This window comes from Spirillospora sp. NPDC048911 (genome assembly GCF_043198015.1).
GTDB lineage: Bacteria > Actinomycetota > Actinomycetes > Streptosporangiales > Streptosporangiaceae > Spirillospora.
In genome coordinates this window covers 66,095-76,669 of sequence record NZ_JBICUD010000021.1, presented here as the reverse complement: position 1 = coordinate 76,669, position 10,575 = coordinate 66,095, and the positions used below count along the sequence as shown (strand labels likewise).

Sequence of the window (10,575 nt, the reverse complement as noted above, 5' to 3'; positions counted from 1 at the left end):
GTGCTGGAAACCCTCTACGACACCTGCGCGGTCCGCGGCTGTGAAGTACCCGGCCTCCTGTGCGAGATCGACCACGTCGATGGATGGGCACTGGGCAACAGCCCCACCGACATCGACAAGCTGGCGTTGTGCTGCGGCTGGCATAACCGATGGAAGCACGCCAACCCCGAGCAGATAGAGATCAGTCAGGGGGAGGACGGACGCTTCGTCTACCGGACCCTGCCGCCCAAGGGGAAAGCAGCGCGATCCAGACGAAGACTGGTCGATCAGGCCGACAACCCGTGGCGCAACGACCACCACGCGGCCTGACCCCACCCCCATCGATCCAGCCTGAAGCCCGGCGCAACCAACACACCGGGCCTACAGGCACGCCCAACATCGGATAGTCGCTCCACGGCAAGCCTTCAACGGCCCCACCGCATCACGCGATGGGGCCGTGCCGTTCCTATGGAGTGCAAGGCTGTGCTCGGTTATCGGGGACGTTAGCGCCCACCAGGTGCGTCAGCTCGGCGTCGGCTCGTCATGGCCGTCCTCGGTGGCTGGGGTAGCCACAGGTGTCCGCAGGTGTGGGTTTCCTTGTGGTCGATAGGTAGGCGCTGGTACGCGTCCGGATCTATTAGGCCGGAGGTGACCACGTCCTTGTAGAGCTGGTCGGAGACCAGGATGCCTAGATCTGCGTTAGGTGCGTTCTCCAGCGCCGCCTTGAAGGTCGGCGCGTTCAGGAGCCGGTAGAGCAGGATGAGGGGCTGGCCGAGGAGTCCGTAGTCGTCCCGGTGGATCTCTCCGGCATGCACGGCGATCCGCATCCTCAGCCGGCAGAGGCTGTCGGCGGCTTGGTTGGAGCGGCGCAACCCTGCGGTGAGGTGCTGAGACAGCGGACCCAGGATCTCGGCCGCCCGCACGTCGGGTGGGATAACGATCAGTATTCCGTCGCCACGATCTTCGTGATGGCAGGCCTGCCATGGCACGCCGGTCGCGTGGAAGGCGTCTTTCATCTGCTCGTACAGGCCATGGCGCAGGACCCGCTGGACGTCGTCGGTGCGGAGTGGGTCGCCGAAGCGGGGGATGTCGACGCCGATCAGGGTGGGGTTCATCGTGAGCGTGGCTCCCTTGGTCGTTGAGGGGTGCACCGGGCAGGAATTCTCATTCCGTGTCGGGTGGCGGAATCAACTGTGCGGTCCACGCTGCGTCCGGCGCTATAAAAATGGATCAACCCGGCTATTCCCGGATGTACTGATTGGTATCCGGGTCGTTCTAGGTGGGAATGTGGCAATCCGTCCTGATTAAGGTCCGTGGTCCGTGGATTCATGACTTGTTGTGCAATATGGTCCGGTCTAGTGTCGGCTCTGATAGGACGATGGTCGTCAGGGGCAGGCCATGACCACGCGAGCGATCGGACCAGGGATGTGACGGAGAGAGATCGCGATCACCCGTTCGCCGAAGTTGCCACCCTGCTTGCGGACAATCGCCGCATTGCAGACACTCCTACGTTCGCGGATATTTATCGGGTCTCCGTGCGGCTGGAAGGTCAGGTGGTGGCCGGTGTCCGCGTCGAGCGGCTGCCTCGCTCCACTGCCAATGACCTGCTGAGGCTGGTTCCGCAGACTCTGAAGTGGGGCCAGGTGTCATCGTTCTGGGCAGTGCTGTTCTGGATAGCCGATCAGGACGACAGGCTGGACGCTCGCGCCATGCATTCCTTGCGGGAACTGCGACGGCGATTCAACAGAAGCGCCAGTCACTCCGGCGCCGCATCGAACCAAGGCCTCGCTGCGGACCTTGAGGAGGCCGACGCGACGGGCATCGCCCCTGCTGTCGCTCCCGAGGGGCTGGCAGAGATGGGGCTTGTCGGGCCGGGCCAGCACCGCAGGCGCCAGGAAGCCACCGAGCGGCTGCTCGCCAACGCCCGCCGACGGCGGGCTACTGCCTGGTGGAGCGAATACGGCGACATTGTGACCGAATGGTCCGGGCCCCAGTTGACCCTGGAGTGGGAGGCCAGTGAGATCCGTTACTACGGCCCGAGCCGGTTTCCGGACCTGCTTCAGACAGCTGACTATGCTCGATATGTCATCAGGCAGGATTCCCCTGGCATTGATGACGTGACGCTGGCCAGGCGGGTCGAGTTGCTGATGCGGCGCCAGGAGCTCTTGCGACGGTCCGATCCGCCCAACTATCTGGTGGTCATCGGTGAGCGGGCATTGCGGGATCGGGATACTCCACCCGCAATCATGCGTGAGCAGCTGAAGCATCTGATCACAATGGCCAACTTCCAGCACATCACCGTGCAGTTCGTTGCCGATGAGGAAGCTGAGCTCTTGCTGCGCCCGATTCCGATGGCGATCACGCGGTTCACCGAACCTGGCTATTCGGATCTGGTGTATCTAGAGCATCACGCTCTCGGCATCTATCACACTGGGCATGACAAAGTTTCGTACTTTGCTCTTCGATACAACGCGTTGCTGGTGAAGGCGCTGTTGCCGCACGTGACCGTCGGCATGCTCCTGGATGTTCTTGACCGGCTTCCGCCAGAAGATCATTAATTCGTGCATCGGCGCGGGTTGTCTGGTGTCATGGAGGAAACGGCACACCCTGCGGAGGCGAATCATGACTGCCGACCCCCGGTATCCTGTCGGCGGCGAAATCGATGCCAGCATCCCGCATTCGGCACGGATCTGGAACTACTGGTTGGGGGGCAAGGACAATTTCCCTGTCGACCAGGAGGCCGGCGACCAGTATGCCGAGACGTTCCCCGGTATATTCGACATGGCGCGAGCCTCACGCGAGTTCATCGGCCGAGTCGTCACCCATCTGGCCGTCGAACAGGGCGTCCGGCAGTTCCTCGACATCGGCACGGGGCTCCCCACCGAGAACAACACCCATCAGGTCGCCCAGCGCGCCGCCCCCGAATCACGCATCGTCTACGTCGACAACGATCCGCTGGTGCTGGCCCACGCCCGGGCTCTGTTGACCAGCAAGCCAGAGGGCGCCACTTACTACATCGACGCCGACCTGACGCGTCCCGAGGACATCCTGGATCAGGCCGGAAAACTCCTGGACTTCTCCCAGCCGATCGCGCTCATGCTCATGGGGATCCTGGGCCATGTCACCGACTACGACAGGGTCGTCTCGATCGTCGAAGAACTCCTACGGCCTTTGCCAGCGGGTAGCTACCTCGCCATCTACGACGGCACCGCCACCGATCCGGATCTGCTCAAGGCCCAGGAGGGCTATGACGAGACCGGCGCGGTGCCCTACCGGCTGCGTGACCCCGAACAGGTCCGCGCGCTGTTCAACGGCCTGGAACTGGTCGAGCCCGGCGTGGTGCCCGTCCGTCGCTGGCGTCCGGATCCGAGTCCCCTCAAGCCCGTCGACGTCAACATGTGCGGCGGAGTGGGCCGTAAAACCTGAGCCCCTAGGCGGCGCCTAGGGGGCGGGGTCAGTCGGTGCCGGCTTCCATGGCCGCGTTGTCCAGGAGTTCGTCGGCGGGCACCTCGCCTCGGGAGGCGATCGCTTCGGCGCCGCCTTCGGGCATGGCGCCGATGAGGGCGGTCTGGGCGGCGCCGATCATCGGCTGGCCGCCGACGATGCCGTGCTGGGCGTACTGCTCCAGTTTGGCGCGGGAGTCGGCGATGTCGAGGTTGCGCATGGTGAGCTGGCCGATGCGGTCGACGGGGCCGAAGGCGGAGTCCGCGGTCCGTTCCATGGACAGCTTGTCCGGGTGGTAGCTGAACGCCGGTCCGGAGGTGTCGAGGATGGAGTAGTCCTCGCCGCGCCTGAGGCGGAGGGTCACTTCGCCGGTGACGGCCGATCCGATCCAGCGCTGGAGGGACTCGCGCAGCATCAGGGCCTGGGGGTCGAGCCAGCGGCCCTCGTACATGAGGCGGCCGAGGCGGCGGCCCTCGTTGTGGTAGGTGGCGAGGGTGTCCTCGTTGTGGATCGCGTTGACGAGGCGTTCGTAGGCGGCGTGCAGGAGCGCCATGCCCGGGGCCTCGTAGATGCCGCGGCTCTTGGCCTCGATGACCCGGTTCTCGATCTGGTCGGACATGCCCATGCCGTGCCGGCCGCCGATCGCGTTGGCCTCCAGGACGAGGTCGACGGGGGAGGGGAACTCCTTGCCGTTGATCGAGACGGGGCGGCCCTGCTCGAAGGCGATCGTGACGTCCTCGGCGGGGATCTCGATGGAGGTGTCCCAGAAGCGGACGCCCATGATCGGCTCGACGGTCTCGATGCCGGCGTCGAGGTGTTCCAGGGCCTTGGCCTCGTGGGTCGCGCCCCAGATGTTCGCGTCGGTGGAGTAGGCCTTCTCGGTGCTGTCCCGGTACGGGAGGTCGCGGTCGAGCAGCCACTCCGACATCTCCTTTCGGCCGCCGAGCTCGGTGACGAAGTCGGCGTCCAGCCACGGCTTGTAGATCCGCAGGGAGGGGTTGGCGAGCAGGCCGTAGCGGTAGAACCGCTCGATGTCGTTGCCCTTGAAGGTGGAGCCGTCGCCCCAGATCTGCACGTTGTCCTCGAGCATCGCGCGGACGAGCAGGGTGCCGGTGACGGCCCGGCCGAGGGGCGTGGTGTTGAAGTAGACGCGGCCGCCGGAGCGGATGTGGAACGCGCCGCAGGCCAGGGCCGCCAGGCCCTCCTCCACGAGGGCCGCCCGGCAGTCGACCAGCCGGGCGACCTCCGCGCCGTACGCCGTGGCACGTCCGGGGACGGAGGCGATATCGGGTTCGTCGTATTGACCCAGGTCAGCGGTGTAGGTGCACGGCACGGCACCCTTCTCGCGCATCCACGCGACCGCTACGGAGGTGTCGAGGCCGCCGGAGAAGGCGATCCCGACGCGTTCGCCGACAGGGAGGGAGGAGAGCACCTTGGACATAGGTAAGAGTATGCACTGCTGTGCATGGTCATGCAAACCCCGCCGGGAGATTCTTCGGCTTGTCCCGGAGGAACTGGGATACCGCCAGTGATCCCAGCAGGACCGCGCTCGCCGTCCAGGTGGCCCAGCCCGCGTGGATCCGGCCCAGATCGAAGACGGTCAGAACGGTCAGGAGCCAGCCGCCGAGCGCGACGAAGACCAGCAGCCGGGGGCCGGTGCTGGCGGCGGACCGGTACGCCGAGCGGAGCGACGCGCGGGGTCGCTGGTCCGCCATCAGGATCCAGGCGAGGGTGACCAGCGCGAGCGCCGCCGCGGACTGGATCATGAACCACCAGAGGTCGGTCAGCGTGCCCTCGAGGAGGTAGCGGCGGCCGTGCTCGGACAGGGCGACGGCGCAGGCCTCCGCGCCGAGCAGCGCCGCCACCGGCAGGCCCAGGTTGACGAGGCTCAGCGCGGCGAAGGAGATCGCGATCGCCAGGATCTTGGCGGCGCCCGCGACGAGGCTGATGGTGACGGCGCTGATCATCTTGGCCAGCACGAAGACCAGCCTGATGAGCAGGTTGAGGATATGGATCAGCAGGCGCAGCAGCAGGTGACCGAGTTCGAGCAGCGTGTTGACCGTCACCCGGGCCGTGGTGACCATGATGATCCGTACCGCGTCGGCCAGCCTGGTGATCGTCGCCCAGGTGAGCTCGGCGATCCGGTCGATCACGGTGCCGCGCCCGCCGCGCCGGAGGGTACTGGGGCGGGCGTGCCAGTCCACGCGGGGGCCACGGGACGGGAGCCGGATGCCGGGTGCGTCCTCGTCGACGGCGCCCAGGCCCTCGACGAGGCCGACGCCGCCGACGACCAGCGACGTCAGGCACAGCGCGAAAAGGGCCGTTCCCAATTCGTACTCGCGAACGTTCGGGTCGTCCACGACCATGGGCGACAACACCCATGACACCCCGCTGAACATTGCGACGATCAGTGGCACGGCGCCGAGCTCCACCAGGCCATTCCCGGGGCCCCGCGAAAAGATCGCTTTATCGGTGGACGCCTCGTCGTGGAGCAGGAAGACGGCATGGACGGCCAGGATCGCCAGTGCGACGAAGAAGGCCAGGACGACGAACCGGTGATGTGTTCCGCCATTCGTGGCGTGCCCGGCGAATATCACCGTGAACGAGGTGACGTAGGCCAGCGCCGCCAGCCATACCGTTCTCCGGTGGGTGCGGAGCGGCAGGAGGCAGACGCCCAGCCCGACCATGCCCGTGGCCAGCAGGATCGGCACCGACGAGGCCCTTTCGGCGGCCAGCCAGAAGAGGCCGTAGATCATCGCGGCGACGGTCGCCACGAGGCCCGCCCTGGCCGCGCCGTCCCAGTTCACCAGAGGCAGGAAGTGGTCTTGTTCCCGGCAGAAAAGATCGGTCGGGACGGGCTTGTCGCTTCTGCATGTTGAGCATTGCTCGGCCGGACCCACGAAATCGGCCAGCCCGAATCCTCCGGTCAGTTCGCCATGATAAGGCGTCCCGGCCGTCCCGGCATGAGTGGTCATGGCATTCCCCGTTCCCCTGTTCCCCGTCCCCGGACGTGTAATGACCAAATTAGGGACGAGTCCGGCCGATTGGCCATCCCTGAATTCCGGGATGGCCGGGGGAAGGAGCGGGTCAGGGAATCAGGAGGACGCGGCCGAGGACCGTGCGTTCTTCGAGCAGGCGGTGTGCCTGGACGGCCTCGGTCAAGGGCAGCCGGGTGTCGGCGAGGGCCCGCAGGCGACCGTCCTGGAGCAGGCCGGTGACCTCGGCGATGTCGGCACGGACCCGCGCGGGGTCGGCCCCGCGCCAGGCCAGGAAGGAGAACCCCGACAGTGACTTGAGTGCGAACAGGCTCGTCACCGGCACACTGGTCAGGTCTCCGGCGGCGGCTCCGTAGGTGACCGCGCGGCCGAACGGCGAGAGCAGCCCGATGCCGTCGTGCAGGATTCGGCCGCCCACGGCGTCCACGACCGCGTCGACGCCGGCGGGTATCTGCTCGAACCAGTCGGGCCGGGTGTGGTCGACCGCGACGTCGGCGCCCAGCTTGGTCAGGAGGTCGAGCTTGGCGGGGGAGCCGGCGGTGCCGATGACGGTGCGCGCGCCCTGATGCCTGGCCAGCTGCACGGCGAGATGGCCGATCGTCCCCGCGCCGGCGGTGATCAGGACGGTGTCCCCCGCGTCCACCCGGGCCATGCGCAGCGCCCCGAGGGCCACGACGCCGACCATGGGCAGCATGGTCGCGGCGCCGAGGTCGAGCGATTCGGGGACGGGGACCAGCCACTCGACGTCGGCGACGGCGAAGTCGGCGTAGGCGTCCTCGTGCAGGGCGGCCACCCGCGTGCCGACGAGCGCCGGGTCGGTGTCCGGGCCGGCCTCCTCGACCGTCCCGACGACGTCCCCGGTGAGCGTGGCGGGGAGGGGCCGGTGGTAGAGCGAGCCCGGCCGGACCTCGCGGCGGATCTGGACGTCGACGTAGTTGAGGCCGATCGCCTCGGTGCGGATGAGCACCTGGCCCGGACCGGGCCGGGGGACGGGCGTCTCCTCGATCGTCAGGACGTCGGGGCCGCCGTGAGCGTGATAGCGCACGCGTCGCATGAGTCCTCCACAGTGACTCGCTAAACTGAACCAGCGGTCAAGATAGGCACTTACTTGACCGTTGGTCAAGTTCTGCTGCCTGGAGGTTCCATGAATGAGGCCCGGCGCGAGCGCGCCGACGCGGTCCGCAACCGGCGCGCGATCCTGGCCGCCACCGAGCGGCTCCTCGCCGAGCACCGTCCCGCCGACGTCTCGGTGGACCGGATCGCGGCCGAGGCAGGGGTCAGCAAGGGCACGGTCTTTCACCGTTTCGGCAGCCGGATGGGCCTGATGCGCGAGCTCATGATCGAGCGTGCGCAGGCGCTGGAACACGCGGTCACGTCGGGTCCGCCGCCGCTGGGGGAGGGCGCCCCGGACCGGGACCGGCTCCTGGCGTTCCTGGACGCGATCGTCGAGGTCGTCGGCCGCAACAAGAGCCTCATGGCCGAACTCGCCCCCGCCGCCGCGTTCTCCCACGGTGACGAACCCCGCAGCACCGACGACCACCCCGTCTATCCGGTCTGGCACGGGCACATCAGCGGGCTCATCGCCGCCCAGCGGCCCGATGCCGACGCGGAGCTCATCGCGCACATGCTGCTCGGCGCCCTGCAGAGCGAGCCCATCCTTGGCCAGCTGACCAGCGACGGGCCCGACCGGCTCGCCGCGGCGATGCGTTCCTTGATGTGCGCGCTCCTGGACGCTCCGTCCCGCCCGGCGACCGGCAGATGACCGTTCGCCGAACGCGTCCATCCGGGCTGCGAGCATGAGCGCATGGTGGATGTGACCCTGGACGAAGCCGATGGATCCACGTTCCTGGTGAAGCTGCAGGCTGAGAGCTGGGAGCTCAACATCCGGGCCTCCGCGACCGACCTGATGCGGCTGCGTGACATCCGGGACGCCGACTGGGACGCGCGCCGGTCACTGGCGATCGGCACCTGTGCCGGTGCCGGCGTGTTCTGGGCGATGAGCGGCGACCGGGTGGCGATCCTCGTCGGTTCTGACGACGAGACGTGGGACATCGCGGTCGCCGTCCCGCCGGCGGCCGTCGACGAGATCGTCACTCGTGCCGCGTCGTCTTCGTAGCCCGAACCTTGCGGAAGTGGGTGACAGGCGCGGGAAGCGGCCGCACTCTGGGTGTGTCGAGCGGCGTTCCGGGCGCCGCGCCGGGCGGCGGGCGGGATGGATCCCATGATCGACGAAGGCACGGTGAAGCGGCTGGGGCTGCCGGGGCATCTCCGGGCGGTGCCGGACGAGATCGACGCCAAGGGGCTCCGGGTGACGGGGGTGTTGCCGCCCGGGCTGAACGGGCGGTACGTGCGGAACGGGCCCAACCCGCTGCCGGGACAGACCAGCGAGCAACTCCAGGTCGGGGCGGGCATGCTGCACGGGGTGCGGCTGAGGGACGGGCGGGCCGAGTGGTACCGCAACCGGTGGGTGCGGACGGGGGCCTTCCACGGGAGGTCGTTCCTCGGGCCCGACGGGTTCGACCTGACCGCGGTTCCGGCGAACACCCATGTGGTGCGGCACGCGCGACGGATGTTCGCGTTGATGGAGGTCGGGCTGCCGTTCGAGGTGACGCCGGAGCTCGACACGGTGGGGCCGTGCGACTTCGACGGGAGACTGACCACGGCGATGACCGCGCATCCCAAGCGCGATCCGGAGAGCGGAGAGCTGCATTTCTTCGGGTACGGGATGTTCCCGCCCTACCTGACCTATCACCGGCTGGACGCGGAGGGGCGGCTGGTCTTCAGCCGCGAGGTGCCCGTCGCGGCGGGCACCCTGATGCACGATTTCGCCATCACCGAGCGGTATGCGGTCTGGCTCGACCTTCCGGTCGTCTTCGGCTTCGTGGACGGCGTCCCGTATCACTGGGACGAGGGGTACGGGGCCCGGCTGGGGCTGATGCGGCATGACGTGCCGGACGCGCCCGTGCGATGGTTCGAGGTCGATCCGTGCTTCGTCTTCCACGTCGGCAACGCGTACGAGCGGGACGGGCGTGTGGTGGTGGACGCCGTCCGGTACTCGCCGGAGGAGTTCAGGGCGCTGTGGAGCCTGCTGTCGCGCAGCGGTCCGTTGACCGGGCCGGACGCGCGGGCGGGACGGGGCGTCCTGCACCGGTGGGTCCTCGACCCGGAGGCCGGAGCGACCGAGGAGGCGCTGGACGATCAGGAGGTCGAGTTCCCGACGCTGGACGACGAACGCGTCGGACGGCATGCCCGTTACCTCTACACCGTGACCGCGACGGACCCGCGCAGCACGGACAGGTGCGCGCTCATCAAGTACGAGAGCGGCAGCGAGGCCGCGCGTTACGACCTCGGCGCCGACACGTTGATGGGCGAGGCGGTCTTCGTGCCCGCGCGAGGGGAGCGGCAGGAGGACGAGGGGTGGCTCATGTCCATCGCCACCCGGCGGGACGGGAGCGCCTCGCGCCTGCTGGTGCTCGACGCCGCCGATGTGGCCGCCGGACCGATTGCGGCGGTCGAGCTGCCGCGTGGCGTGCCGACCGGTTTCCACGGCTCGTGGTTCGCCGACGGATGAACGGCTACGGCGAGGACGCGGATGTTCTGGCGCGGCAGTACGAGAGCCTGGAATTCGCGGATGTGCACGCTGCCGTGCTGCATCTGTTCCCGGCGAAGCCCGCGCTGGTGCTGGACATCGGTGCCGGAACGGGCCGTGACGCGGCGGCCTTGTCCCGGCTGGGGCACCGTGTGGTCGCGGTGGAGCCCACGGCCGAGCTGAGGGCCTACGGGCAGCGGGCACATCCCGAGCCCATCGAATGGATCGACGACGCCCTCCCCGAGGTGCCCGTCGTGCTGGAGCGGTTCGAGTCGTTCGACCTGATCCTGCTGTCGGCGGTGTGGATGCACCTGGACGATCAGGAACGGGCCGTCGGGATGAAGCGCCTGGAGGGGCTGCTGGCCGTGGGCGGCCGGATCGTCATGACCTTGCGGCACGGACCGGCGCCACGGAATCGCCGCATGTACGACGTGACCGTTGAGGAAACGGTCGCCGACGCGCGACGCGCGGGCCTGGCCTGCGTTCACCGCAGCCGCGGCGAAGACCTTTTGGGCCGTCCAGAATTGCGCTGGAGCTATCTGGCCTTCGAACGGTTCTGAGCGCGGA

11 protein-coding genes are annotated in these 10,575 nt (G+C 68.0%); 7 read left to right on the top strand and 4 right to left on the bottom strand.

Going from position 1 to position 10,575, the window contains the following annotated elements:
- The coding region (locus ACGFNU_RS50435; RefSeq protein WP_392604073.1) for an HNH endonuclease signature motif containing protein at positions 1-309 on the top strand (309 nt) is incomplete at its 5' end.
- Between the two features lie 173 nt (positions 310-482).
- Here the strand turns inward: ACGFNU_RS50435 and ACGFNU_RS50430 are convergent.
- Positions 483-1,094 (bottom strand): hypothetical protein, encoded by a 612-nt coding sequence (locus tag ACGFNU_RS50430; RefSeq protein WP_392604071.1) that lies wholly within the window; start codon positions 1,092-1,094, stop codon positions 483-485.
- A 312-nt stretch (positions 1,095-1,406) separates the two neighbouring features.
- Here ACGFNU_RS50430 and ACGFNU_RS50425 point away from each other — a divergent pair, with 312 nt between their 5' ends.
- Together ACGFNU_RS50425 and ACGFNU_RS50420 are read left to right on the top strand one after the other, a co-directional pair.
- Entirely contained in the window at positions 1,407-2,537 is a 1,131-nt protein-coding gene (locus ACGFNU_RS50425) for a DUF5753 domain-containing protein (protein ID WP_392604069.1), read from the top strand.
- 64 nt (positions 2,538-2,601) lie between these two features.
- Positions 2,602-3,405, top strand: a complete 804-nt coding sequence (locus ACGFNU_RS50420; protein WP_392604067.1) for an SAM-dependent methyltransferase — start codon at positions 2,602-2,604, stop codon at positions 3,403-3,405.
- Positions 3,406-3,433: 28 nt separating this feature from the next.
- Here ACGFNU_RS50420 and argG read toward each other — a convergent pair whose 3' ends face one another.
- The 3 genes from argG to ACGFNU_RS50405 form a co-directional block, all read right to left on the bottom strand.
- Positions 3,434-4,864 (bottom strand): argininosuccinate synthase, encoded by a 1,431-nt coding sequence (argG, locus tag ACGFNU_RS50415; RefSeq protein ID WP_392604065.1) that lies wholly within the window; start codon positions 4,862-4,864, stop codon positions 3,434-3,436.
- A gap of 28 nt (positions 4,865-4,892) precedes the next feature.
- Positions 4,893-6,398: a hypothetical protein gene (locus ACGFNU_RS50410; protein ID WP_392604063.1), complete on the bottom strand. Its 1,506-nt coding sequence runs from the start codon at positions 6,396-6,398 to the stop codon at positions 4,893-4,895.
- A gap of 112 nt (positions 6,399-6,510) precedes the next feature.
- The gene (locus tag ACGFNU_RS50405) at positions 6,511-7,473 is read right to left on the bottom strand and encodes a zinc-binding alcohol dehydrogenase family protein (RefSeq protein ID WP_392604061.1); all 963 of its coding nucleotides are present in this window, start codon (positions 7,471-7,473) and stop codon (positions 6,511-6,513) included.
- A 90-nt stretch (positions 7,474-7,563) separates the two neighbouring features.
- On the opposite strand from ACGFNU_RS50405, the gene ACGFNU_RS50400 reads away from it, so the two are divergent.
- The 4 genes from ACGFNU_RS50400 (at position 7,564) to ACGFNU_RS50385 (ending at position 10,568) form a co-directional block, all read left to right on the top strand.
- Positions 7,564-8,181, top strand: a complete 618-nt coding sequence (locus ACGFNU_RS50400) for a TetR/AcrR family transcriptional regulator (protein WP_392604059.1) — start codon at positions 7,564-7,566, stop codon at positions 8,179-8,181.
- Positions 8,182-8,223: 42 nt separating this feature from the next.
- Positions 8,224-8,535 (top strand): hypothetical protein, encoded by a 312-nt coding sequence (locus tag ACGFNU_RS50395; protein WP_392604057.1) that lies wholly within the window; start codon positions 8,224-8,226, stop codon positions 8,533-8,535.
- A gap of 105 nt (positions 8,536-8,640) precedes the next feature.
- Positions 8,641-9,990 (top strand): carotenoid oxygenase family protein, encoded by a 1,350-nt coding sequence (locus ACGFNU_RS50390; RefSeq protein ID WP_392604055.1) that lies wholly within the window; start codon positions 8,641-8,643, stop codon positions 9,988-9,990.
- Positions 9,987-10,568 carry a class I SAM-dependent methyltransferase gene (locus tag ACGFNU_RS50385; RefSeq protein WP_392604053.1) on the top strand — a complete coding sequence of 194 codons (582 nt, stop codon included), beginning with the start codon at positions 9,987-9,989 and terminating at the stop codon, positions 10,566-10,568. The genes ACGFNU_RS50390 and ACGFNU_RS50385 overlap by 4 nt, the downstream gene beginning before the upstream one ends.
- Positions 10,569-10,575: the final 7 nt, after the last annotated feature.